Origin of the sequence: Pseudoflavonifractor sp. SW1122, assembly GCF_012027765.1 — a bacterium.
GTDB classification, from domain to species: Bacteria; Bacillota; Clostridia; order Oscillospirales; family Oscillospiraceae; genus Enterenecus; species Enterenecus faecium.
The window spans coordinates 1-25,801 of record NZ_SJOS01000036.1; the positions used below are offsets into that span (position 1 = coordinate 1).

Consider the following 25,801-nt stretch of genomic DNA (forward strand, 5'->3'; position numbering starts at 1 on the left):
ACCGGCGGGAGACACGGTGCCGCCCTCATTGGCGGTCACGGTGACGTTGCAGGTCTGGTAGTCGATGTCATTGGCGTTGCCGCCCAACACCGCCGCCGCCTGCATCTGATCCAGGGAAACCGTCAGCATCCCATTGACATCCGGGCTGGTCAACAGGGACAGGCCATTGTCCAGGCTGGCGGTACCCTTCACAACGGTGGTCTGCCATTCGGCCTGGCGGCCCATCACAGAGTCCGCAGGCACAGGCACCCGGCGAGACCCGGACACCAGGCACAGCTGTACCACACCGTTGGTGCCGGCCGGGATGTTCTGCTGGGTGTAATCCTGTCCGTTGAAGAGAATGCCCAGCGCCACATCCGGCGCCGCCGCTATGTCGTTGAGCAGCGGAATGGACATCTTGCGTCCCACGTTGCCCACCGCATCCTCCGCATAAATGGTAAGTTCATGCTCCAGCACGGTGTTGTCTACGGGAATTTCCACGCTGAGAGTACCATCCTCCGGAATGGTGACGGTTTGAGCCGCCTGACCGTCCACCAGAACGGTGACCACGGCGCCCGGCTCGGACAGCCCCTCCACCGTCACAGTGTCGGAAAAGTAGTCTCCGTCCGCCGGGGAGATCAGCTGCAGCCTGGGGGCGGTGGTGTCCACCCGGAACATATACTTGACCGATACGGCATCCCCCTGCTCATTCTCGCCCACCAGGGACAGAATGTGGGTGCCCTCTGTTAGGCCGCCGTCGTCCGGCAGCACATCCGTCTCCGCCCGTCCGGACAGATAGATCGTGCCGATCTGCTCCCGCTCCCCGCCAAACAAATTGGCAAAGAAATCTATAGCCTGATCCAGGAAATTCTGGTCTGTGCCCGCCTGCCATTGGCCGGAAGCCACGTCGCCGTCCAAGGTCCAGGTGCCGGACACCGGCATATCCGAGGTGATCTGGATGGTGGCATTCACCCCGTTGATGGTATCGGTACCGTCAACGCTGACACTGCCCTCCGCCTGCACCGTCACCGTGGCCTTTTTGGGGGCCTGCATGGTGATGGCACTGCTCAACGTCTCCTGTGACAGGAAGATCTCACCGTTTGGGCCGGTGGTATATCCAGCCAGACCGATCTTGTAGACCTTTCCGGCCTCCACACCCACCGTCTGCTCCACGCTGGTCACATCGTCACGGCCCTCTGCCTCAGAGGGAAGCACAGCATTTCCATCTCCGTCCACATAGGCGGAGGTGGTATACCGCCCGCCCAGGGTGAGGGTCTCCTCTGAGGCCTCCCCAGAGGTCTCCACCCACTGCTGGGCCAGATCGGTGGCCACCAATCCGGTGTCCGTCTGCTCATAGATGGTGGCCACATAGCCGTCATATGCGCCCTGCTTCTCCACGGCCACATCGATGCTGTAATCGCCGCCCGGCTTCACGCTGTCAATGACAGGCGCCTGGGGCTGGTTGGGGTTGGTATAGGCCAGCGGTTCCTCCACCTTCACCACGTCGTTGACCGAGCGGGTCTCACTGGAGCCCACCACCTGGATGGTGTAACTGCCGCTGGGCAGATCCGTGGGCACGGCAAAGGTGGCACTGCCCTGGGTGGCCCCAGCCACCCCGCCGGAGATGATGCCGGTATCATCCGTCTCATACAACAGGGTGGTAGTGGACTCTCCCTCCTCCGTCTGGCTCACTGCGTACACGGCCACATTTTCCACGTCGTTGAGCTCGCTGCCCTGCCAGGTCACGGTCAGCTCCTGGGTCTGGTCGTTCCACTGAACGCTGGCAGAATCCAAGCCGGGCAGGTAGGCGATGTCGTACAGGGCGGACTGGGCCGAAGCTCCCAGGGTCAACCGCCAGGCGTGGTAGTCCTCAGCCTGGGTGAAGGAGATGGTCACGTTGGCCTCACCGCTCTCCTGGTCATAGGACAGCAGCGCATTGGCGTCACTCTGCTCCTCTGCATCCTGGGTGGTGTCCAGCCACCGCAGGCTGTAAGTCTGGCCCGGGTCGTCCGGGTCAGCGAGGGTGATGCCCGGGGTGCCATAGCGGCTGTCCCCCATGGCAATGCGCTGTGCCTGCTCCAAGCTGTCCGCCTGGAAGGACAGGGTCAGTGCCTTTCCAGAGGCGCCGGAATAGCTGCCCAGCTGGATGACATGGGTCATGCCGTCGGCGCTGCGGTCAATGGAACTCTCCCCGTTGGTGCGGGTGGCTGTACCGGCCAGATCAAAGGTCCGCCGGTCGGTGGCCGCCTCCAACCGGGCATTGGTGCCCACGCTCATATACAGCACCCGGCCGGTTCCGGCATCCGTGTAGACCGGGATCCCGGACAGGGCCGCAGGCACCGTGGCCTCGGGGGTGTTGTACTTGCCAAAGGCAAAGTCCACGTCGCCGCCCCAGTAGTAGGTCACACCCATATCCAGCATCAGCACATGGAGCGCGCCCCAGATCTTGGAGGCATTCAGGCCCAAATCCACATCACCAATATGGATCTCGCCGATGAGGGGGATTTTCGGGGTGGTCACTCCCGCTGTGGCAAAGCCCTCCCAGAAAAGGCGGTTTTCCCGTTTGTCCTCCTCCAGGACGATGGAACCACTTCCTTCGATGATGTCCAGGATGTTCAGCTCAATGCCGGCATTGAGCCTCAATTCCGGGTACCACTGGGTGGTCAGAGAGGCGCTTTCCAGCAAGGTGATCCCGGCAATGTTCAGATCCCGCATCCCCAGCGAGAACTCTCTCATCCCCATGGTCAAATCCGCCCGGGCCTGCAACACCGCAAACAGGGCAAACTGTCCGGAAAAAATGAGCTTCAGCGGCGGCACACGGGAGGAGAGAAACACCGTGTCGGCCAGGCCCTCCACGCCGCCGCCGGCACCCTGGATCCAGAAAATCCCCATGCCGTCCACGTTGATGCCGGGGGTAAACCCGCCCACATAGAAATAGATCTTATTGGGCAGCGGAATGTTGTTGTACGCCGTGATGACCAGCTCTGCCTCCATATTGAGGATGGCAAAGTCCGCAGAACCGTACACGCCCACCTCCCACAGGTCCCAGTCGGGCATGACCCGTAGGTTCAAGGTGCCCTCGACCCCGGGCAGTCCATCGGCATAGGAGGGCAGCGCCACCTCCACCGAGGCGTTGAAGCCCACAAACCCGCCGCCAAAGAGAATGTCGTGGACGTACAGGGACAGGCTTCCGGTCTCCGCCTCCTCCCAGGCCTGCTGGTCGGCGGCATACCGGGCCTGCACATCCCGCAGCTGGTCTGCCGTATAGTTGCTCTTGGCCAGATTCAGCTGCACCGCCTCCAGCGTGGAAGTCTGCCGGTTGCCCCAGTCAAAGTTGCTGGGCAGCAGGAAGTCGGGGGACATCTCAGCTCCGAATGCCACCACCCGCTTCTTGGGCGTCTGGTCGGTCACGGTCCCAGTCTCCAGCGCCATGAGGCCAAACTGGCAGTAACGGAACTCAAACAGAATGCCCGCCAGGGTCTGTGCTGTACTGGCTGCGCCCGGCCACACCAGCGTAATGGCGTTGGTGTTGGCCACGCTGTTCTCCACATCCGAGGTGGGGTTGCCCATGTAGTCGTATTGCAGCAAGGGGTACTCTTCGCCATTTTCCAGGCTGGTGATGGCACACACGCCGTTCCACACCTTGGTGCGGCTGTTGGTGGTATATACCTTGCCGTCGATGTCGGTGTTGATGACCTGCTCCTCGGTGCCTGGATTCTCCACCCGGATGGTGAGGCTGCCCGCCTCCACATCCAGACAGTTGCTGATGTTGATGGTGCTGCTCACGGTCCCATCTGCGGCCTCCACAGACACCGCACTGGCACTCACCAGATTTCCGTCCTCATCGTACTGGGCGGTAAAATCACCCCGGAACTCCAGCAAAACCTGGTTTTGCTTTTCCATGTCCGTCAGGCTGCGGTCGTAGCTTGTTTCATCGTCATACAGCCTGAGGGCATAGCCGTCCTCACCATCCTTTTCAATGGTGACGACACCGTACACGTCTGAGATGTACTCCGGCTCCTCTGTGACGGAGAACTGCAGGGCCGACGAGGTGGTGGGTTCCTTCCCTGCCTCTGCCCAGTTGAATACCACCTGGTAGCCGCCGGGATCCAGGTGCTGATCCACCACCAGGTCCAGGCTGTTTTTGTCCATATCCAGGAATACCTTACTGCTGTCCAGCACCAGGTCGGTGCCGCCGGACAGAGATTTTAAGTACACCGTGTAGGCAGATGTGTTTTGCAGCAGCTGGAAGTTCTGGCCGGAGAGAAACAGATGCCGGGTGCCGTCGGTATAGATGATCTGAGGATTGAGACTGTGAAAGGTGAGGATCTCCCCCAGAACCCCGGGGCACAGCACATAGAACTCCCGACTGGCCAGCAGGTTCTGCTCCAGAAGCTCACCGGTATCGCTGATGTCATAACAGAGGATCTCAAATTTCCGGTACTCGCTCACCGGGAGGGGGGACACATTGTAGTAAAATTCCACCTGTGCCTCTTCTCCCGGCTGAAAATCCCGGACCACCTGATAAAAGTCCTCCCGTGCGCCGCCTTCATAGAGCAGCCCCTCATAGTAATCCTCGTAGGGCTGTACCCCATTGCGCACCCGGGTCACCACAGCCATCTGGCTGACTGCGTCATCGGAGATGTTGCTCACAGACACCTGCAAATGCACATCCCCCTCAGCGCCGCCTTCCACCTGGGAGAGATAGGCGTCCTGTTCCTCGTTGAAGGTCATGGAGGCGGGCAGCTCCGGGAAGTTGATGGCGGCCCGCTCCTCCTCCCCCACCGTCACGTTGGAATAGACCCCGTAGTAGGTGCTCATCACCGCCGAGTCATCGGGCGTGATCTGGCCCAAGTCGTAGTACAGGGCGTAGGCACTGTCTGCGGTCAGATAGGTCTCATTGTAGGGGTTGGTAAAGTCCAGCCCCAGATCCGGTGTAAAGTCAAAGGAAGTCTCAGCCAGGTTGTTCCAGTGGCCAAAGGCCAGCTGGTAGGGCTCCACGGTTTGACCGTCCAACGAGGCATTGACCGTATAGGCGGTCATGCTGGGCGCGTTGGCGTCGTCCACCGCAAACATGGCGCCCGAGTAGGCCTGGCCGTCCCGGTTGTCCAGCACCTGTTCTGAGGTGATGTGCTGGTAAATGCCATTCACTCCAGGCAGCTCATAGGTGGCCCAGTCCTGGTAGCCCAGGGCGGTGTCCAGCATCAATCGGAGTTTCACATTCTCCACGTCATCCCGGTCTGTGGAGACCTGGTAGCTGATGGACACCATGCCATGCTGGGCAGAGTTCTGGTCGAGGAGGGAGAGGGTCTGCACCATGGTCAGATCCTTCACGCTCCACTGGGCCTTCAGCGTGTTGCCCTCCTTGCTGACCTCCACGTCACTGCTGTCCAGGCCAAAGAAGCCGTAATCCCGGCCAAACACATAGTCCTCGGTGGACCCGTCCGTTCTGGTGACCCGCACTGAGGTGTAGGAGGTATCATAGTCGGCCGCGGGGTAGAGCAAGTTCTTGTTGTTGTCGGACTTATTGAGCTTGTCGCCCTCCTCTGTGTTGACCAAAAAACCGCCGTTTTCCGTGGACATGGAGACAGAGAGGTACCCGTCACTCAATTCCAGATTGTCTGCATTCTCTCTCGTTTGAGCCTCGGCGGCATATGCCAGCACGCCGGGCGCGGCGGTGGCCATGACCGCCACCGCAAGCGCCCCGGACAGTGCTCGTTTCCACAATGTTTTCATAGTTCCTCCTCGCCCCCTCATTTCACGTACACCACAAACCGGTAGGTCTCATGCAGCTGGGTGGTCAACACAAAGGTGTAGTAGCCGGGTGTGGTCATCTCCACCTCCACGGTCCTCTCCTGGTCGGAGACATAACCGCCGGTGAGGCTGGTGCTGCCGGTTTTCATCTGGCCCACCGTCTTGTTGCCAGCTTTCCAGTCCAGCTTGTAGCGGTTGCCGTTCAAGGTGACTTGCAGCTGTTTTGTACCCGCATCCACCACCAAAATGTCATCCCATACCGCAATCTGACCGTCCACCGTGATGGTGGGTTCTCCTCCGGCGCGCACGGTGAGCTTGCCCTCCAGCACCCGCTCGTTTCCCGCGCCGTCCCGCACGGTGTAGATCACCGTCTGGGTGCCGCTGACCGCCGGGTCGTACACAAACTCAAATTCCATCCCCTCCGGGGTGCCCAGATCAAAGGCGGTAATGTTGTCCCGCAGCAATGCGTCAATTTCCTCTCTGCTGGTGCCCGCAGCCACGGTCAGGTTCTTCCGGTGAAGCAGGACTACCGGCGCCGTCCGATCCGGCACAGGCACCTTCAGCAGCTGTGCCACGGCCGCGTTTCCGTAATCATCCACCACACGGATGGAGGGATAGAGCCCGGCCAGATCCTCTGCAATCTGCACCTGCGTCCACACGTTGGCGGAAATGGGCACCGGGCTTCCGCCGCTCACCGTCATGGTGGCGGCGCGATTGACCTTCACGTACAGCTGGTCTCCCACCTGTGCCTGATAGGTGGCAGGGGCTATGATGCCGCTGTCACTGGCGGTGGTGGACACCTGCAAGGTCAGTTCCTCCTCCACCAGCCCGTCAATGGCCACAGAGACCGTCACTGCGTTCCCCGCAAGGTCTGTAAAGGTATACTTTTTGACACCATTTGTACTCACGTCTACGGATATGGACTCCCCACGTGTTCCGCTTTGAATCAACACCACAGGCTCATCCGCTGTGAAGCTGATCTGCGCCTGGCGGTGGTTGTCGCCATAGTCCACCTGATAGGTGATGTTGGGCAGTGTGGTATCCACGTTGTCCACCTCATCCAGGTTTACAGCGCCCAGCAGATCATCCCGCCCGGCGGCCACCGCACGCAGGGTCAAGGCCGGTGCGTTGTTGTCGTACGTGACCGTCACCTGGTTTTCCAGGAAGGAGATGGTCACCCCTTGGGGCACTGGGATCTGCTGTCCCTGACTGTCAATGGGATAGACATCCTGCAGCCCTCTGCTGAACTGGATCTGGGCGCTGACCTCCTGGTTGGTGGCGGACAGAGCATGGTTTGCCGACCATTTGACCTGATCCACCACCTGGGGCGGTGTGGTGTCCACGCCGGTGACTTCCATCTCCATCTGGCCTGTCACCAACTCACCCCGGTACTCATAGGAGTAGAACACATTCACCGGGCCGTTCTCCCACACCGTCAGGTAGGAATATCCATAGAAAGAGGAGTTGAGATCCTGATCCAACACGGCATCCGGCACCCCGTCGTTGTCGGCGTCATTGGTGATTTTCAGCTCGGTGACCCCTTCCATGTTGGGGGGCATCAGATAGATGCGCACACTGGCACCGTCATCCACCGCCACTTGGGCGTACTCAGGATCCACCTGATCCCCGATGGCCGTAATATTCACCGATACCGCTGTCACATGATCCGCCTCATCCACGGCGTAGAGCACAAACTGCGCATTGCCGGTGATCTCCAGGCTGCGGCCCTGGAGCTTCACCCCCGGGATCTCATCACTGGTTCCGGTCTCGTAGGTGGGCGCCTCCCCGTACAGGTCCGACTTGATAAACAGCCGCACAGCGCTCTCATCCACAATGTCCACGTTCCAGCGATAACTCTCCGCCCAGCCCATGCTTCTGACGAAGGCATCCATGTCGGTGTACACGTTTTCCGCGCCGTATTTTTCCCGATAATCCGGCAGGGTGGCGCCATCCTGGGGCCGCTCTTCATGGAGGTACCAGAAGGCAACCCCCGCCTCAGCCGGTGTATCCTTGTATACCCGGTATCCGGTGATGCCCACATCGGGCGCCACGGTGTCCGCCTCCTGGGTCGGGTAGGGTTTGATCTCATAGTCCAGGGTCACCGTATAGTCCGGCCCCTGAACCCCGTACTGGTTGACGTAACCGCGGAAGGTATAGCTGGTCTCCCCGCCGGCGGTAAAGACATACTTGGGACAGGTGCCTGTCTGGGGGTCCACGAGGGTGCTGCCGTTTTGATCCACCAGGTAGGCAGTCACATCCCCGTAAATCACTTGATTCTCCAGGTCCACACTGGTGTAGCTGTCCCACCGGACCATAGGTTCGATCTCCTCTTTGTAAATGTTGCTGACCTGGAACCCGCGCACATAGGTTGTCTCCTTGGAGCTTATCCACACCTCGATATAGGAATTCTCCGACACGGTCACCTGTACCGTCCCGTTTTCGTCCGCGGCAACCTGCCAGGACGGATCCGGATTGATAATTTCCACCTGATTGTGTTCACTGGACACCGTCATGGTCACCGGATCCTGGGTGTAGTCCAGGGTGGAAAAGCTGATTTTGGGATCCTCGGGCAGGGCGGTGATCTCCACCTCCTGCTGATACTCATTTCCAAAAATGTCGTCGAAAGTGATGGTGTACGTGCCATTTTCATAGATGGGGAGGGAACAGAATGTGCCGTATACCACGTCCACGGCAATGCGGCTGCCGTGGGGGTCTATGAGCTCGGTGACCCGGAACATTCGGTTGCCCTGGATATAGCCCTGCAGATAGTTTTCCGTACTCTCTGCGTCTTCCCTCAAAACCGGTTTGGTGTTGGAGGCAGAGACCTGGAAGGTCTCATACAGAGCCTCTTCGGCAGCTCCGCTGGCCTTGTAGCTGGCAGAGACAACAATGGTGTGTTCCACCATAGCCCCCTCTTCCACCGACGGATCGTAGGGGAAGTCCCCGTAAATGGTCAGACCTGCTCCCCCGTCGGCTGTCGCAGTGGTGGAAAAGGATTTGATGCCCCCCTCATTGCGCTGGCTTTCATTCTGGTCCATCGCTTTCACATCGACGGCACTGCGCTGATCCACCTGAATGGTGAGGCTGTCCACGGCGTCCAGCACCTGATCCCAGGCATCTGTCTCTTCTGCGGAGAGGCTGATCCGGTAGGAGTTCTCGCCGTCGGCGGAGGCAGAGGCAGACACCCCTGGGGTTACGTCAGCTATGCCGTAGTACTGGGTATCGCTGCGCTCCACATGGAAGCTGGGATAGAATACCTTGGCGTTGCCCGCGCCGTCATAGATCACCAGGCACTGCGTGGTATTCAGGTCTGAGCCGATGGAGGCATCAATCCGGGCACCCATGGACCCCCACTCCCCGTTTTGGTTGGCCTGGAAGCGCAGCGGTTCCTTCCAATCGGTGACTTCCTGGTAGATCCAGACGGTTTTTTCCTCCCGGTATCCATAGTACACCTTTACATCTCCGCTGGGAGAGAAGGCATTGGCCACGGTCACGTCCACATATTCGGTGTATGCCTTTCCGGACTCTGTCTGACCGGTGGGGCCAAAGGAGTAGTTCAGCTCCAGCTCCGGGCTCTGGGTGGTGAGGTTGATCTGCATCTGATAGATGGGGGAGAGTTTTCCGTTTTCCATCTTCAGTTGATAGTAGATGGTGTTTTCCCCCACGGCATACTTCAGGTTATCGTTGCCCGCATCCTGAACCGAGTACTGGGAGATGTCATCCACAATGTCGCACTCACCCCCATACCGGTCGTACCAGTCCAGGTTGCTAAACGCAAGCAACCGGGATACGCCATTTGCACAGCTGACATCCTGGAAGTCCAGGTCGTTGGGGTCGCCGGTGGCGCCGGCATTCCAGATTTTCATGCCGGACACGAGCCCCAGATCCGTTCCCAGCCATTGGCCATATCCGTCTTCTTCCGTAGACTGGGAGGCCAGCGTCAGCTTCAGCAGTCCCGCATTATTGTGCAGGCTGTTCATGGTCTCCTCGTAGCCCACGATGTAGCCGTTGACGGTAACCGGGGTCACCTTTCTGGCCTCTGCCACATCCTGCCCATCCTGGGGGGTCACAGCCTCCGCCCCACTGGGCTTGGAAATGCCCACGTTCAACACCTGGAGAGTCTGGCCCTCCTCGGCCGTCTTGCTCCAGGCCAGGCCGCTGCCATTGTCGTAGGAGAAGGCGACGGGGAGATACCCGTCGTAGGATGTCACACCAAACTGACCGGGTATTTCGCCGGCATCCAGCAGCAGATACCCTTCCCGGCCGGAGGGCAAGGCACTGGGCAGGTAGATCTCCTGCACCCCGCCCCCCTTTTGCGCCACATGGAGCCACAGCGTGTACGCTCCGGTGGTCAACTTGTTGCCATCCAGATCCTGTGCCGGTACCGAGAACCACTGCTGCTGTCCGGCGCTGAAGGGGATTTTCTCCGAAATGACGCTCTCCGGAGCGGGTGCCCCATCCGCAGCCTGGACCAGCTGTCCGTCTTGATCGGTGCGGACGAACAGCGCATAGGAGTTTTCCAGATCCACGTCCTGTACACCCCAGTCGTCATACAGCTGATTACGCAGCGTGATCCCGATTCGGGCGCCTGTCATGGACTGGTCGAATTTGTAATAGTCATAGGTGAATGTGTCGGTCTCTTCCACCCCTTTGCCGGAGCTGTCCTGCACTTGAATTTGACCATCGATGTCGTAGACGTCGTCTCTTTCCGGCGCATAACACACCTGCAGCTCCACATCTTCCGAGCGCGTGACATCCGTTTCATCGTCCACAGCCTGGGATGCCACGGGTGTCATGGACTGGGCGCTGGCATTCAGGCGCACCGTCACCGGGCCATAGTAGCTCCAGTCCGGGGTACCGGACTCCACCGTCAAATACACACCCTCAGCGATGGACACCCGATACCACTCCACAGCGTTGGACGCGGAACCGAACAAGGTCTCCCCGTCGGGATTGGTCACAATGCCCACATAGGTCTGGTTGTCCATGGTCATTATGGCACGGACATAGAGATCCCCGCCCTGGGCGGTCTCACCAGTCCAGCCGGGCCGGTCAATCACCAGTCCCGGGTCGGCGATGGGAGCATCCAGGTTGTCAGACACAGAATAGTTGACAATGGTTTTGGTCAAATCCGCAGTGACAGACTGCTCCACCTGGGCCATGTTTCCATGGACATCGTAGGCCTGCACCACCAGCTTCTTGGAGACAGCAGTGACGCCGGAGACCGTGGTCTCCACCGTCAGCAGGCCGCCGGTCTCATCCCAGTTGTCCACCATAATCCAGTTGCTGTCCTGGGCTTGCGCGTCTGCTTCCACCCATTGGTATTTGACCAGCTCCACCCCATTGAGATCCTGGGCGTACACGGTGGCCGTGAGGGTGGCAGTATTGTTTTGGTTCTGGTCCTGGCCGGACACCGTTTTGACATTGGAGATGCTCACGGTGGGCGCCGCATGGTCCACGGAGATATTCTGGCCCTGGGTACTCAAGGCCACCTCTCCACCATTGCCCAGCAGATCCTGGGCGTAGAGGTGAATTTGGAAGGGGGCCTGGTCATCCAACTCCACGCCTTGGGTGTCGGTCAGTTTCAAATGCAGGTAGTATGTGCCGTCCTGCTGCATGAACACATCGTTCCAAATCAGATTCCCGCTGCTGCCTATGGTGCCGGTGCCGGAGTAGTTCTCCGGGGTCTCGGGAGACATATCAAAGGTGTACTGATAGGGAACGTTTGAGCTTCCCTTGCTGGAAGTCAATGCCACCTTTCCACCGGCCATGCCTGCACTCAGGCCGTTCTCCACCGAGTCCTTGACCTCAACGGCAATGAGAAACTCGTCCGCAGCCACCGTCTCCGCCTGTTGGATGGTCACCGAAGGGGCGGCAGTATCCAGGAAATTTTGCACCGTGGGCGGGTTGTCGCTGACGTCCACCACGTTCTGGTCCTGGGTTTCCATGTAGTTGCCGCTGATGTCCCGCAGGTGTCCGCCGGTGGACAGGCTCACCGCCTGGATCTGAACTCCCTGCGGCGTGAAGTCCTGCTCCACCGTCACAGACTGGAACACCAGGATGGATACCGGCTCTGCGTTGACTCCGTTGGCATACCCATCCTCCACGTCCACCAGGGGGACGGTCACCGGTACCAGATCCCCCCCGTCATTTCTGGACAGATTCCAGGTGAGGGTAACATCCTCCATCTCTTCCCGGGTCAGCGGCGCAATGCGCTCGCTGAGCTGCACCCGCAGCTGCACCTGATCCCCGGTGGTGGAAAAGAGCTTGGTGCGGTCCAGATCCTCCGGCCACTGGCCGGGGAGCGTGGTCATGCTGGCATCCACGTTGGTGCCGGAGAGCAGCACCTTGTCCACATTGACCGGGTCATTGTCCAGAAACAGCGCCTTGGCGCGGACGTTCTTTTTGCCGTCTGCCATCAGCATTACCGGGTTGCCCGCCAAATCGGTGACAGGGGTGTTGACCTCATAGTAGCTGTCCTGGGCGCTGGTGATAAAGTTCTGGTAGAGATACAGGCTGTAATTGAGTTGGGAGGTATCCGTACGATTCTCCAGTGAGACGATCTGATACTCCTCTCCCTCCAGTGCGCTGGTGTCAACGATTTGGAAGCCCAGGGCTCCGCCCTTGTGGCTGGCGCCCTCCAGCCCATTTTCCAGGGCGACGCACTCCGCCTGAAGATAGATCACCTGGGCCGCGGGGTCGTCTGCGGGAACAACCCCCACCTCCAGCTTCAAGTCGGCCAGGTCCTCTTTGGTGGTGCTCTGGTTTGCCGGCCGCATCATCTCCTGCTCACAAAGCCAGATTACCGGCTTCCCGTCGTACGCTTGGGCGTCTTCCGTCACCAGGATCTCCCAGGGGTCCGGGTCGGACTCAGTCACCTGGCCCGGCGAGACCATGTCGGCCAGAACATACCACGCCGAATGGGAAGAGGCATCTTCCCCTGTACCCACAATGGTCATCCGGGGGTTGGTGTGGTCGGGCATGGGGGTCCAGGTGCTGGAACAGGGCGAACTGGGCCGGTCACTCATCTCTCCCACCAGGTCGTTCACGGAGTGCCCCACCTGAATGTTGTCCTTCTCTGTACTGGCCACAGCGCCAGTGCCCATGTTCACATAGATGTCCTCCCAGGAATAGGCCTCCGGGAAGGACTCATCAGGGAAGTCCTTCCAGTCATAAGTGACATTCCAGGACCCATACCCGGCTTTTGTCCAGAACTCCATGTAATACAAGTGATCGTCGCCACGGACCGTTCTCATGTACACCCCTGAGCTGCTGCTCACCTTGGACATATTCTTGGTCAGGGTATAGCCGGAAAAGTCCACAAAGTTGTAGTACGCCACGCTTCCGTCTGGCTGGGACAGCGTATTCTCCACCACAGCGGCGGTTTGCTTGTTCATCACATTCACCGGGGTGCGCTCCGGCATCTCCAGATAGTTCTCCGCCGCACTGGCCTTAAAGCCAACCCCCTCCAGGCTCCAGAGCCCGGACATCTCCAGAAGCATACCCGCGGCCAACACCGCACTGACCACGCGCCTGCCCTTCTTGCCCCATGGCACCTTCTTTTCTCCCATTGTTCTCATACGTTCCTCCTTGTCTTGCCCTCGACATCCACTTGATCCGTTTCTTTCCTGATCTCCTTTCCCGGCATCCATCAACAGTATCATCGCTGGATATAGTTGGTTTCATTCTAGCTTGACGTTCCCATGTCAGCAAGGTAATTGGCAACAACGTATTGTTTCTGGCAAGAAAGAATTTCCACTGGCTGGAATCTGTGTCCATTCTATGCTATGATGGTCGAAAGGGGGCATCGAAGCGCCTCTGGCACCCCCTGACTTTGGGAGAGAGGAGACGGCGTGGATGCGCATTGCGTTGGTGGATGACGACCGCGGGTTTCAGCGGTCTGTGCAGGCGCTCTGTCAGGAGTTCGGCGCCCGGCACTGTGTGCACATGGAAACCGACTTTTTCTCCTCCGGTGAGGAGTTCCTCCAACACTTCACCCATGGCAGCTATGACCTGATTTTTATGGACATCTACATGGGCGAGATGGACGGAATTGCCGTTGCTTCGCAGATTCGCCGCACCGACCGCTGGGTGAAGCTGGTCTTTTTAACCTCCAGCTCGGATTTTATGCCGGAGGCATTTTCCTTCCACGCCTTTGAATACCTGACCAAGCCCCTGGACAAGGACCGCTTTTTTCAGGTGTTGGCGGATGTGCACCTGATGGACGACGCCCCTCCCTTTGTCAATCTGACCAGCGGCAGACAGACCCACTCTGTCTTTCTCGATGACATACTCTCTGTGGTCACCGATGCCCATTACCTGGAGGTCAAATTGAAAGGTGGGACTACCCTCCGCTGCCGCATGACCGTCTCCGCATTTCAGACCCTGGTGGGAAATGATCCCCGGTTTCTCTGCGTCAACAAAGGGGTGCTGGTCAACGCCGACTACGTCGCCGAGATGAGCAAGGATCAATGCGTCCTTCAGGACCAGTCGGCCTTTCCGGTCAAGGTCCGACAGAGCCAAAAGATTGTGGACCAGTTGAGAGCATACAACTTTGAAAAGATCCGCAGCCAACAACGGCATTCCAGATGAATTTTGATTGGAAAAGAGGTGACTTTCGTGGATGCTGCCCCCTATGTTCGGGCCATGCTGGAGTTTTCCATCATCATCCCCGCCGCCTGGATCTGCTACTGTCCCATGCACGATTCGCTGAAATATTCCCCCAGAAAAACCTTTCTGCTGTGCGCCCTTGCGGCATTGATTTACTTTCCCCTGATCGGCTTGTTCCAGATGACGTTTTCCCATATCATCCACATCAATGTCCCCCTTGGCATCTCGGTGGTGCTGTTCTTCCTTCTCTATCACCGAACGCTGCGCACCAATCTTTCCCAGTCCGCGGCCATGTTTCTCAACGCCTGTGCTCTGATGTCCTTTCCCAGCAGCTTTGCCTATGCCCTTGACGCATGGCTGCACCCCACCTCCAACTACTTGGACTTTTCCTTTTCCGCGACGCTGTTCCAGTTGGCCCTGTCCTTCGCCATTGCCGCAGCCGCCACGCCATTTTTGTGGAAGCACTTTGCCTACGCCATTCGTACCATTCATTCTACCGCGGTCTGGAATACCTTTCTCATCTTTCCCGTCCTGTTCACCGCTTCCAATGTGTTTACCATCCCACTTTCCTACCAGACCCTGCACACTGGCAGGATGTTCCAAATCTATGTTGGCATGGAAACTCTTTTCCTGTTAATGCTCTTTTTTATCTATGCCATTCTCTACCGAATTTCCTATGTTCTGGCCGAACAGCACCGCCAAGAGGAGCATACACACTTTCTTCAACTTCAGCTCAAGCAATATCAGTCTCTGCAGGAATATATGGATCGGACCCGTCAGATCCGCCATGATTTTCGCCACTCCATCCATGCCCTCTCCCAGATGGCCCACGCCGGAGATATGGATGGGATCACACGCTATCTCCATGAATATGAGCAATCCATCCCTCCATCTTCCCCCTTAAAGTACTGCAACCTCAGCGGGGTCAACGCCCTTTTGAATTACTACCGGGACATTGCCGCAGAAGAACAAATTCAGGCCAACTGGAACATCCACATTCCCGCCCTCCAGCGCATACCGGAACCAGTGCTATGCGGTCTGCTGGGCAATATCCTGGAAAATGCCGTCTCCGGGTGCTCCACTGTGCCGCCCCATATGCGCTATTTCAACCTGACCATTGATATGAAAAACTCCCACGATCTGTATATTGTCTCCAGCAACAGCTTCAACGGCGTGGTGGTCAAGCACAACGGAGAATACCTGTCCACCAAACATTCCGGCAAGGGCATCGGCCTGTCCTCCATTGCCGCAGCCGCCAAGGAATACGGCGGCACCCTGGTGGTCTCCCACACCGACACCGCGTTTTACATGGACGTTGTCATTCAAATCCAATAGGAACCCCCCGGCATAGCCGGGGGTTCTTCATATGCGGGCAAAGCCCTTTGTTACTAGCCACGCCTCAAGGCGTTAGTACGGTCTGCCACTTGCGAAAGATTAGTGCTTGCTACCCGTAAACGGGTCGATGTATTCCTTGATTGTCATCTGGTCCCCAATTTGGTCTTCTTTGAGCTGGTTCTGGATATACTCTCTGCTATCTTTTTCGCATTTTTCCCTGCTGTGTCCACGTAGTACCCTCGGCACCAAAATTGCCGATTCCCATACTTGTACTTCAAGTTGCTGTGCCGCTCAAAAATGATGAGGCTACTTTTCCCCTTGAGAAACCCTACGAAACTGGACACGCTCATTTTCGGCGGTATCTCTACAAGCATATGTATATGGTCGGGACACACTTCTGCTTCTACAATCTTTACCTGCTTCCAGTTGCACAACTCTCTCAGTATTTTCCCTATTTCTACTCTGTTGTCCTTATAAAAGACTTTCCTGCGGTATTTCGGTGCAAACACAATGTGATATTTACAATTCCATGTTGTATGTGCTAAACTGTTCTTGTCATTAGGCTTCATGCCTTTTGTCCTCCTTTTGATACTTTTGTGCAGTTGGCAGACCGCACTCTTATTGTATCAAAAGGAGTTTTTTCTTCATATGGAACGCTAAAGCTTTTTTTGAACTCCCCGGCACAGCCGGGGGTTTTCATTTGTTTCCAAAAACTTTTTGAACCCGGTTATCTTTTCTAAATTTTTATGGCTCTCCTCTGTGCGGCCCGGGACGTAACACGCCAGCCAGAACGCTCCGGCAAGAATCGGCACGCCGATCACGAAAGGAATGAACCGCTCATTCCCACCCAGGACGTTGGCAAGTATCACAACATCAAGAACGAAGCCGCCAATAACAAGCAGCCAGCAGAGAAGCTGCAGCCGCGTGGACTTCAGGGTATGTATGCGGCCCTTTTCTCCGGAATAACCGTAATTAGAGGATATCTGATTCAGGGTGCGATAGAATTTATTCCTGAGATCGCTCCCGGTAACCATGTCTTTGCCGCTTTCAAAGAGACCTTCAAAAAACCTTTTTTTATCCTCGTCAAGATCATGGGGATACGGCTTTATACGCTCGATGCGGTACGCACCGCTCCCCGCCTCGTCGCCGTCATGAATGGCAATATAGCCCTCGTTTGCCAGCTCAATGAGCAGGGCGACTATATCTTTTTTCGGCAGCTTTCCTTTATACCAATACGCTACGTCTGCACTGTTCATGCCCTCGGGCGGATAAAATTCAACGGTCTCAATGACCTTCTTTTCCCTGCCGTATTTGAGCCATATGATAAATACAAAAATAAGGCACGCAAGAGGAATCAGCGCCATGGTGCTGAGCTTTAACATATGTACTCTTTCTAATACTTGCGAGCTATTTATGAATCTGTTACACTCCATTCATCCACAGAAATTACATGGAGGAAAGAGAATGGAAAAGATTCAATACGAAAACCTGACCATCCGTCAAGCCGAAGCCTCCGATGCAAAGCAGCTAGCCACCTGGTGGAATGACGGTGCCGTCATGGCCCACGCAGGTTTTCCTAATGGCGTGGGGACCACCGAGGTCGAAGTCATAAAGGGGCTTGGCAAGGGTTCTCTGGTCATCGAAGAAAACCACCGACTGATTGGCGAGTGCAATTATCGTGACCTGGGTGACGGTGTTGCCGAAATCGGCATTAAAATCTGCGAACCCGATGGCCAAAACCGTGGTGTGGGCAGAAAAATTCTGAGTATGCTCATTGGCTGGCTGTTTGAAAACGGCTATTCTAAGATCATTCTCGACACCAATCTGAAGAACACCAGGGCACAACATGTCTACGAGTCCCTTGGGTTCCGCAAAGTGAGAACCAACGTGGATGCCTGGAAGGATCAGCTGGGCCAGCTTCAATCTTCCATCGACTATGAATTGGTTGAAAAGGATTTTATCAGCTACATAAACCAAAAAGTCTAACAATAAAAACCTCATGACCAAAAACGGGAACGCCCCGAATGCAGCTGCATTCGGGGCGTTCCCGTTTTTGGTAGCTCTCTCTGCCCACTACCCCATCCTCGTCTTTTTACAAATGGACCTCAAAATAAAATAAACCACGGTATAGGTACCAGAAATCCACAATGAAACTCCCAGCGCAAAGAGAAGCTCCATTAAGATTCCTTCCCAGCCATTGAACAAAAGATCCATGACACTCAGGGAAAGGAAGGTGGATACCAAAATAATCAGAGCAGACCAGAAGATCTCCTTTACCGTGAACTGGTACATCTGATAGAACAGCGCAAATGCTGGCCCGGCCAGGAACACCTCAAACATACTCACCCAATAGGCCACCACCAGCCACAGCCAAATCCAATCGCAATCTTGCCCCACAAAACGCCCGGGCATGAGAACATATCCCACCAACAGAAACAGGAAAATAAAACCGTTATAAATTAAATATGCCCGCATGTTCTTCAGCATCTCAACCACAGCCAAGCTCTCCTTTCATCTGCTTTCTAAACCCACCATGTCCTCTGGTAAATGAATCTGGCAATGAAATAGACCACACAATAGGTACCGGCAAAGCACACTGGAAACAGCAATGAAGAACAAAGAGACTCCAACAATTCTTGCCCGTTACTCTCTAGAATTGTCGGAATACCCACGGAAAGAAACGTTGTAACCAAGATGACCAGGGCGGACAAGAAGACCTCTTTTGTGGTAAATTCATGTTTTTGATAAACCAGGGCAAATACCGTCCCCGCCAGATACAGCTCAAACGCCAAGACGTAAACGCTCGGCACCAGCCACAGCCAAATCCAATCGCAATCCTGCCCTACAAAACGCCCAGGCTCCAGACAATACCCCGCCAACAGCAGCAGAAAAAAGAAACCGTTATAAATCAGATACCCCCGCATCTTCTTCAGCAGCTCCCGCATGGTCTCCCACTCCTTTCATGCGTTCACACCATACAGCATCAAATAATTGTCCCATCCCAACAGGCAAATGACCAGGAACCCCACAAGCAAAAAGACAGCTAGGGGAATGAAACGATGGTTTCTCCCCAACTTCGAGCACTCTTTGGTCAGGAATCCAAAGGTGGGAATGGTACAGCACGCCCAGAACACCATCCCAATCAGCGCTAAGAACACATAGATATCCGCCTCACTGCGTAGATCGTAGTCGTCCCCTTTCCCATTCCCGGTCAGGAACATATACGTGAACCCTACCCATATAGGGGTGATGGCAGCCATGAGGCAGTGCCACAGAAAAGCGACGGTATCTAGGATCACTCTGCCTTTCCGCATATACCGTTCCCCCTTTCCATTTCTCTCTCATTGTACCAGACCCCATGGAAAATACAACACCATCTGTCACCCTTCTCCCCGCTCCGGCATAGTCTAAAAACGGCGATGGCCAGAAAGGAGAGATTCCAATGCTTCCTACCGTAAATCCTGAGGTGCTGGGTGAGACCCAGACCTGCCCCGCCGTGGGCTATCAGTCCGCTTCCATCTGCGTGCCCGTCACCGTCACCCCCTTCGCCCAGACGGGGCTGACTGCCACCAAGTGCTGCGGTACCCCCGTGGTAACCCCGGGCCGTGAGGTGTGCAACGGCATGAAGAACGGCTCCTGTGTGTTCACCATCACCCAGGACATCTGCGTGGCGGTGCCTGTGGAGTTCGGCGCTGTGGCCACCGTGGGCGACACCTACGTCAGCTGCAACGCGGTGTCCGACAACGACCTCTGCACCGGCTGCGATCAGATGCCCCCAGTCACCCCTGAGATTCCTCAGGTTTAAACTTTCCCTCACAACGTTTTGGGGAGTGGACCATTCGTCCACTCCCCTTTTGGTTATTCCTTGGATTGTTCCAGTTCCTCCACCATCTGCGCCACCTCGTCCGGGGTGTGCAGGGCGTTGAGCATGGCCAGCAAGGCCTTGCTGTTCATGTGCTGGGGCAGCCCCAGGCGATGGAGCAGCTTCTCCCGGCGCACCGCCGAGTCCGGCCGCCCGGTGAGCCCCAGAGCGAACAGGTCCGCCGGGGTCAGGTTCCCCCGGGCCGGGGCGGGCCCATCCCCGTCCACCACCGTGGCCCCCGCCCGCAAAAGGGCCTGGCGCAGTACCTCCGGGTTCATGCCCTCTACCCCCAGCTTGCCCTCTTTTCCGGCCTTGCGCTTGCGCCGCTCCTTGCCGTACACGTCGGGGATGTAGGCGTGTTTCACCTGGTTTTTGGGAATGGCCCCTTTTAAATAGTTGCGGATGACAAATCCCGCCCCGTCGGAGTCGGTGAGGACGATGATGCCCTGGCGCTGGGCCAGACGGCGGATGAGCTCCAGCTTCTCCCCGTCCTTGAACACCCCAAACCCGGAGGTCTCCAGAATAAGCCCGTCCACCACCTGGGACAAGCTGTTTTTATCGTAACGGCCCTCCACAATGATGGCCTCTTTGATTTTCAGCATTCAATCACCTTCCGTCCTGCGGACAATTCCATGAGCAGTTGGGTGAGAATCTCTCCCTCTGCCCCGTAGTTCACTTTCATCTGGAGGTCTGCCTCCGCACAGCGGCGCACCGCGTGACGGCACCACACCAGGGAGAACTTCCGGGCCGCATCCATAAGCTTGTCCCCCTGGAAGGAGTGCTTCATCCCCCACAGCTGCATAAAATCGCTGCGGCTCTTCCCCGCGTCCAGATAGAGCCGGGCGGTGTAGAGCTGGCGAAAATACTTGCCCATCACCGACAAGATCATGATGGGGGCCTCCTGGCTGTGGAGCAGATCGGCCAGCACCGCGGCGGCCTTGTCAAAGTCCCGGCGGGCCAGGGCATCCGTCATCTGGAATACCACCGCATCCACCTGGGGGATGGCCACGGCGTCCATGTCCTCCCTCGTCACCCGCTCCCCCGAGGCGTAGGCGCAGATTTTCTCCAGCTCGGTGGACAGGTTGGTCATGCTGTCCCCGCACAGGAAGATGAGGTACTGGGCGTCGGCGGAGTCCACCCGGTGGCCCATGGCCTTGCACTTGCGCACAATCCAGTCGGTGAGGTCCCCGGTGGACTGGCGCTGGAAGTTCACCAGCGCCTCCGACTTTTTCAGATAGGTGCCCAGCTTGCTCCGCCCGTCCACCTTGAAATTCAACAGGTCGTAGACGAACACCAGACAGCAGTAGTCGGGCAGGTCCTCAAACAGCTCCAGCAGCTGCTGCCGCCCCTTCTCTCCCTGGCCCATGAGGTCAAAGTCGGTGACCAACACCAGGGTGCGCTCACTCATCATGGGCAGGCAGTCCACCGCCTGGGCAATCCAGTCCACCGAGCACTCCTTGCCCTGGGCGGTGTGGAGGTTGAAGTCCTCCATACCCTGGGGCAAAATGGCCTTTTTCAGCTCTCCCAGATAATATTCCCGCAAAAAGGTCTCGTCGCCGTAGAAGACATAGAGGTTTTTCAGCCCTCCCTGGCGCAGCGCCTTTTTCAGTTCCCGCATGGCGGTGTTGTCCGTTTGCTGTTTGGGCGGCATACCGCTTCCTCCTCTTATTTACCAAATTCCCACGTTCTCCCCCTGGACCACCACCGTCACCGTCCCCTCCTGGTCGGTGCGGTGGACCTCCACCCCAGAGCGGTGCAGCCGCTCCAAGGTCTCCGGGTCCGGGTGTCCATAGGAGTTGCCCTCTCCCACCGAGATGATGCCCAGCTCCGGCCGGGCCCAGCCCAAGAGCTCCATGCTGGTGGAGTCCGCCGAGCCGTGGTGGCCCACCATCAACAGCTCAATGTTGGGGATGACAAAGTATTTGACAATCATGTGCTCTACATAGCTGTCTGCGTCTCCGGTGATCAGCACGTCAAAGTCGTCCACCGTGCACAGCACCGACAGCCCTTCCTCGTTGGTGGTGCCGCTGCCCAGGGGCGGGATGACCCGCAGTTCCATCTCGCCCAGGGTCAAGTCCACCTCGTCCTCCACCCACTGGCAGGGGATACTCTTCTCCTCCAGCCAACTCTCCAGCTGCTGGGCCTCCTCTTGGTCTTTGGCGGACACGGGGACATATACCTCCCCCACCTCCACCCGGTCCAGGAGGCGCTCCACGCCGTTGAAGTGGTCCTTGTCCAAGTGAGTGAGCAGAAGCACGTCCACCTCGGTGCGCCCCACCGAGGCCAGATAGTCGGCGGACAGGTCCCCCGCTGAGGTGCTCTCACTCCCTCCGCAGTCCACCACCACGGTGTGGTCCCCGTGCATCAAGACGGTGGAGGCCCCCTGGCCCACATCCACCGCCCCCACCACCAGATCAGACCGGGCCACGGTAAAGGCGGACAGCCCCACAGGGAGAGCCAGCAGCACCAGTAACCCCGCTCCGCTCCAAAGCACCTGAAGCAGAGCCACACTGCCCCACAGCAGCAGCCCAAATACCGCATAGGCTCCCACCAGCCAGATCACGTGGTAGATGTTTTTCATATCCAGCACCGCATAGGGGAATGTGCCCAACTTGTGTACCATCCACAGGGTGTAGTGGCCCAACAGTCCCGCACCCTGTCCCAACAGTGCCGCCACACCGGGCAGCCACAGCCCCAGAAGGCCCAGGACCAGGGCGCACATCATCAACATCGACATGGCCCAGAGGGTCAGGATGTTGGCCACCGGCGCCACCAGGGACACCTGGCCGAAGACCACGCCCACCAGCGGCACCGTCAGTGCCATGGCTCCCAGGGAGGCGGACACCGAGGCGCTAACCCCTCGCCACAGGCTTCCCACCACGTTTTTCCATCCCCGCAAGGTACGCTCCTCCAGATACCTGGTGAGCCCCCGGTAGATTCTGGGGGTGAGCAATAAAATCCCCGATACAGACAGGAAGGACAGCTGTAACCCCACCTGTGCCACGGAAAAGGGGTTTTGCACCATGAGCACCAGCAGAGACAGGGCCATGGCGGAGGGCGCATCCTGCTCCCGTCCCACCACAGGCACCGCCAGCGCGGCTCCCTGCATCCACACCGCCCGAAAAGCGGAGGGAGTCCCCCCGGCCATCACCGCATAGAACACCAGCACCGGGATGAGGGCCACGGCGCAGCGGCGGCGGTTGCGGCAAAGCACCATCAGCACACCCACCAGGAAGGAGACGTGGAGCCCGGACACCACGGCGGCGTGGGTCATCCCTGCCCGGGTCATGTCGGTATACAGCCCGTCATCCAACAAGCTCTTGTCTCCCAGGGTCACCGCAATGGCCAGAGGGGCAGTGGCCTGGTCAAAGGCCACCTGGATTCCCTCTTTCAGCCGCTGGGCCGCCCAGGCGGGCCAGCAGGAAATGGGCAGAACAGCGGGGCGCTCCACCGTGGGCGCCTGTTCACAGGTCCCCAGGAGGAACACCCCTTTGGCTGTGTAATAGGTCACTTCCTCCCCATAGGTAAATGAGGTATACTCCACCTGTCCCTCTGCCTGGACATGGTCGCCCAATTGTACCGACTTCCAGCTCTCAGGCGCATAGAGAAGCAAGTCCACCCCAGAGTCCAGGCGCAGGGTGAAGGAATAGCTTCCGGTCTCCGTCTCTTGGGGCTGGGCAATCACCGTGCCCGAGATGGTCTGCGTCCCCTCACACGCCATGGCAGGCACACACACCAGAAAATAGTACACACAAAACCAGCACAGTCCGGCCCCGCAGCCCAATACCACAGCCGTTCCCCGGCGGCACACCTGCCACAGAACGTAGCGCCGCCGTCTGTTTGTGGTCATCTCCAGCCAGTCCTGTTTGTCCTTGGGCTGAGCCCGGTGCCAGAGCACGAGAATCGGGAGAGCGGGGATGGCCAGCCACAAAACCGGGACATTCCCCATCAGCAGCAGACACATGACAGCAAAGCCCCCTGCAAACCAGGTCAGCTTGCGCATGTCTGCCACCTCCCTTCTCTGTCTTTCCCCATTTTAACGGGTGCGCCCCTGCAAGTCAACCGCTCCCCCGGTTGCCCTGGGTGTGGGAATCTGATATAATGGCTTGCAACTGGACTTTACAGCAAGGATTTGATATAGATGCTCAATCAAAAACAGTGTTCTGAATTCGCCTCTCTGCGCCGGGCGGCCATCGCTCTGGACTACCCCAACCTAAACCCGGAGCAGCTCCAGGCCGTGCTCACCACCCAGGGCCCGCTGCTGCTGCTGGCGGGGGCTGGCTCCGGCAAGACCACGGTGCTCATCCACCGGGTGGCCAACCTCATCCGCTATGGCCGGGGCTCCGACTCCACCGAGGTGCCGGGTTGGGCCACGGAAGAGGATTTGAACTTTTTGCGCCACTATGTGGACCACCCCACTGAGGAAGGGCGGGAGTACGCCGCCCGGCTATGTGAGCTGGACCCTGCGCCCCCCTGGACCATCCTGGCCATCACCTTTACCAACAAGGCCGCCGGGGAGCTGAAAGACCGCTTGGAGCGGGTGCTGGGCCCCCAGGCCCTGGACATCTGGGCTTCCACCTTCCACTCCGCCTGTGTGCGCATCCTGCGTCGGGACATTGAGCGGCTGGGCTTCCCCTCCTCCTTCACCATCTACGACACCGACGACTCCATCCGGGTGGTGAAGGACTGCCTCAAGGAGCTAGGGCTAGACGAGAAGCTCTTTCCGCCCCGCTCGGTGCTGGGCACCATCTCCAAGGCCAAGGACCAGATGCAGCTGGCGGAAGATTTCCACAAAGAGGCCTATAAAAGTGGAGATTTCCGCTTCGAGCAGATCTCCCGCCTGTACACCCTCTACCAAAAGCGGCTGTGGGAGGCCGGAGCCCTGGACTTCGACGACATCATCTTCCACACCGTGCGGCTGTTGCAGCAGGAGGAGGACGTGCTGGCCTACTACCAAAACAAGTTCCGCTATGTGCTCATTGACGAGTACCAGGACACCAACCACATGCAGTATCTTCTAGCCTCTCTTCTGGCCGGGGGCCACAAAAACATCTGTGTGGTGGGCGACGACGACCAGTCCATCTACCGCTTCCGGGGCGCCACCATTGAGAACATTCTCTCCTTTGAGAGCCAGTACAAAAACGCCCAGTGCATCCGCCTGGAGCAGAACTACCGCTCCACCAAGACCATCCTGTCAGCGGCCAACCACGTCATCCGCCGCAACCAGGGCCGCAAGGGCAAGGAGCTGTGGACGGCGGGGGCAGAGGGGGACAAAGTCCACCTGTACACCGCCATGAACGAGAGCGACGAGGCCCAGTATGTGGCCAACACCATTTTGGAGCACTACCGCCAGGGCATGAAGTGGCGGGACCATGCGGTGCTCTACCGCATGAACGCCCAGTCCTATCAGCTGGAATTGGCCTTCAAGCGCACCGGCATCCCCTACCGGGTCATCGGGGGCACCCGCTTCTTTGACCGGGCGGAAGTGAAGGACATGCTGGCCTACCTGTGTGTGGTGGCCAATCCCCAGGATGATCTGCGGCTGGGCCGCATCATCAACGTCCCCGCCCGGGGCATCGGCGCCACCACTGTGGAGCGGGCCCGGGCCATCGCCGCCCAGGAGGGGCTGTCCCTGTGGCAGGTGGTAAGCCAGCCCGAGCAGTACCCCGAGCTGCAAAAGGCTGGGGCCAAGCTGGGGGCCTTCACCGCCATCATCCGGGACCTACAGGCCCTGAGCGCCTCCATGGACCTGGCCGCCTTCTATGAGCTGGTGATGGAGCGCACCGGGTACGCCGCCATGCTGCAAGTGAAGCCGGACATCGAAAACCGCACCCGTCTGGAGAACATTCGAGAGCTTTTGACCTCCATCAAGGGGTATATGGAGAACAGCGAGTCCCCCACCTTGGCGGGCTTCCTGGACGAGATCGCCCTGTACACGGACTTGGACAACCACGACCCCAACGAGGACGCCGTGGTGATGATGACCATGCACTCGGCCAAGGGCCTGGAGTTCCCCGTGGTGTTTGTGGTGGGCATGGAAGAGGGCATCTTCCCCGGTATGCGCTGCATTGGCGACGAGGAGGAGATGGAAGAGGAGCGGCGGCTGTGCTACGTGGCCCTGACCCGGGCCAAGGAGCAGCTGTACCTCACTTGCGCCAGCATGCGTATGCTCTACGGCCGCACCAGCGCCAACCGCCCCTCCCGTTTCGCCGGGGAGATTCCCCCCGAGCTGTTGGAGCAGAGCGGGCGCAGCTATCAGGA

Annotated in this window: 14 protein-coding genes and 1 pseudogene; 5 read left to right on the forward strand and 10 right to left on the reverse strand. The window is 58.1% G+C overall.

Features of this window, described 5'->3' with window-relative positions:
- Nucleotides 1–5,715, reverse strand: a 5,715-nt coding sequence (locus tag E0L15_RS08760; protein WP_168125289.1) for an Ig-like domain-containing protein, incomplete at its 3' end; no start/stop codon positions are given.
- A 17-nt stretch (nucleotides 5,716–5,732) separates the two neighbouring features.
- Nucleotides 5,733–13,313 carry a hypothetical protein gene (locus E0L15_RS08765; RefSeq protein WP_168125290.1) on the reverse strand — a complete coding sequence of 2,527 codons (7,581 nt, stop codon included), beginning with the start codon at nucleotides 13,311–13,313 and terminating at the stop codon, nucleotides 5,733–5,735.
- Between the two features lie 277 nt (nucleotides 13,314–13,590).
- Between E0L15_RS08765 and E0L15_RS08770 the strand changes: the two genes are divergently transcribed.
- Together E0L15_RS08770 and E0L15_RS12655 are read left to right on the forward strand one after the other, a co-directional pair.
- Nucleotides 13,591–14,325: a LytTR family DNA-binding domain-containing protein gene (locus E0L15_RS08770; RefSeq protein ID WP_087233952.1), complete on the forward strand. Its 735-nt coding sequence runs from the start codon at nucleotides 13,591–13,593 to the stop codon at nucleotides 14,323–14,325.
- A 27-nt stretch (nucleotides 14,326–14,352) separates the two neighbouring features.
- The gene (locus E0L15_RS12655) at nucleotides 14,353–15,678 is read left to right on the forward strand and encodes a sensor histidine kinase (RefSeq protein WP_168125291.1); all 1,326 of its coding nucleotides are present in this window, start codon (nucleotides 14,353–14,355) and stop codon (nucleotides 15,676–15,678) included.
- Nucleotides 15,679–15,777: 99 nt separating this feature from the next.
- On the opposite strand, the pseudogene tnpA reads toward E0L15_RS12655, so the two are convergent.
- A pseudogene (gene tnpA, locus E0L15_RS08780) lies at nucleotides 15,778–16,247 on the reverse strand (IS200/IS605 family transposase).
- Between the two features lie 87 nt (nucleotides 16,248–16,334).
- Entirely contained in the window at nucleotides 16,335–17,060 is a 726-nt protein-coding gene (locus E0L15_RS08785; protein WP_168125292.1) for a DUF2207 domain-containing protein, read from the reverse strand.
- Nucleotides 17,061–17,142: 82 nt separating this feature from the next.
- Here E0L15_RS08785 and E0L15_RS08790 point away from each other — a divergent pair, with 82 nt between their 5' ends.
- The gene (locus tag E0L15_RS08790) at nucleotides 17,143–17,664 is read left to right on the forward strand and encodes a GNAT family protein (protein ID WP_168125293.1); all 522 of its coding nucleotides are present in this window, start codon (nucleotides 17,143–17,145) and stop codon (nucleotides 17,662–17,664) included.
- Between the two features lie 87 nt (nucleotides 17,665–17,751).
- Here E0L15_RS08790 and E0L15_RS08795 read toward each other — a convergent pair whose 3' ends face one another.
- Genes E0L15_RS08795 through E0L15_RS08805 form a run of 3 tightly spaced genes read right to left on the reverse strand, consistent with a single transcriptional unit; the run spans nucleotide 17,752 to nucleotide 18,992 of the window.
- Nucleotides 17,752–18,174 (reverse strand): hypothetical protein, encoded by a 423-nt coding sequence (locus E0L15_RS08795; RefSeq protein ID WP_168125294.1) that lies wholly within the window; start codon nucleotides 18,172–18,174, stop codon nucleotides 17,752–17,754.
- 26 nt (nucleotides 18,175–18,200) lie between these two features.
- Entirely contained in the window at nucleotides 18,201–18,623 is a 423-nt protein-coding gene (locus E0L15_RS08800) for a hypothetical protein (protein ID WP_168125295.1), read from the reverse strand.
- A 15-nt stretch (nucleotides 18,624–18,638) separates the two neighbouring features.
- A complete protein-coding gene (locus E0L15_RS08805; protein WP_168125296.1) occupies nucleotides 18,639–18,992 on the reverse strand; it encodes a hypothetical protein in 354 nt (117 codons plus the stop codon).
- Nucleotides 18,993–19,120: 128 nt separating this feature from the next.
- Between E0L15_RS08805 and E0L15_RS08810 the strand changes: the two genes are divergently transcribed.
- Nucleotides 19,121–19,483 (forward strand): hypothetical protein, encoded by a 363-nt coding sequence (locus E0L15_RS08810; RefSeq protein ID WP_168125297.1) that lies wholly within the window; start codon nucleotides 19,121–19,123, stop codon nucleotides 19,481–19,483.
- Nucleotides 19,484–19,536: 53 nt separating this feature from the next.
- Here E0L15_RS08810 and E0L15_RS08815 read toward each other — a convergent pair whose 3' ends face one another.
- From E0L15_RS08815 to E0L15_RS08825, 3 genes are read right to left on the reverse strand one after another with little or no spacing between them, the layout of a single operon-like run.
- Nucleotides 19,537–20,142, reverse strand: coding sequence for a DUF4093 domain-containing protein (locus tag E0L15_RS08815; protein WP_168125298.1), 606 nt, complete (start codon nucleotides 20,140–20,142; stop codon nucleotides 19,537–19,539).
- Nucleotides 20,136–21,191 carry a DNA polymerase III subunit delta gene (gene holA / locus E0L15_RS08820; protein ID WP_168125299.1) on the reverse strand — a complete coding sequence of 352 codons (1,056 nt, stop codon included), beginning with the start codon at nucleotides 21,189–21,191 and terminating at the stop codon, nucleotides 20,136–20,138. The genes E0L15_RS08815 and holA overlap by 7 nt, the downstream gene beginning before the upstream one ends.
- An 18-nt stretch (nucleotides 21,192–21,209) precedes the next feature.
- A complete protein-coding gene (locus tag E0L15_RS08825; RefSeq protein WP_168125300.1) occupies nucleotides 21,210–23,543 on the reverse strand; it encodes a DNA internalization-related competence protein ComEC/Rec2 in 2,334 nt (777 codons plus the stop codon).
- A gap of 138 nt (nucleotides 23,544–23,681) precedes the next feature.
- Between E0L15_RS08825 and E0L15_RS08830 the strand changes: the two genes are divergently transcribed.
- Nucleotides 23,682–25,801 (forward strand): UvrD-helicase domain-containing protein (locus tag E0L15_RS08830; RefSeq protein ID WP_168125301.1); only part of this gene is annotated, 2,120 nt, incomplete at its 3' end.

Bases quoted from the DNA above. Each gene is read 5' to 3' on its own strand.
- E0L15_RS08805 (WP_168125296.1), bottom strand. From the start codon at position 18,992: ATGCGGAAAGGCAGAGTGATCCTAGATACCGTCGCTTTTCTGTGGCAC.
- E0L15_RS08825 (WP_168125300.1), bottom strand. From the start codon at position 23,543: ATGCGCAAGCTGACCTGGTTTGCAGGGGGCTTTGCTGTCATGTGTCTG.
- E0L15_RS08800 (WP_168125295.1), bottom strand. From the start codon at position 18,623: ATGCGGGAGCTGCTGAAGAAGATGCGGGGGTATCTGATTTATAACGGT.
- holA (WP_168125299.1), bottom strand. From the start codon at position 21,191: ATGCCGCCCAAACAGCAAACGGACAACACCGCCATGCGGGAACTGAAA.
- E0L15_RS08770 (WP_087233952.1), top strand. From the start codon at position 13,591: ATGCGCATTGCGTTGGTGGATGACGACCGCGGGTTTCAGCGGTCTGTG.
- E0L15_RS08815 (WP_168125298.1), bottom strand. From the start codon at position 20,142: ATGCTGAAAATCAAAGAGGCCATCATTGTGGAGGGCCGTTACGATAAA.
- E0L15_RS08790 (WP_168125293.1), top strand. From the start codon at position 17,143: ATGGAAAAGATTCAATACGAAAACCTGACCATCCGTCAAGCCGAAGCC.
- E0L15_RS08810 (WP_168125297.1), top strand. From the start codon at position 19,121: ATGCTTCCTACCGTAAATCCTGAGGTGCTGGGTGAGACCCAGACCTGC.
- E0L15_RS08785 (WP_168125292.1), bottom strand. From the start codon at position 17,060: ATGTTAAAGCTCAGCACCATGGCGCTGATTCCTCTTGCGTGCCTTATT.
- E0L15_RS08765 (WP_168125290.1), bottom strand. From the start codon at position 13,313: ATGAGAACAATGGGAGAAAAGAAGGTGCCATGGGGCAAGAAGGGCAGG.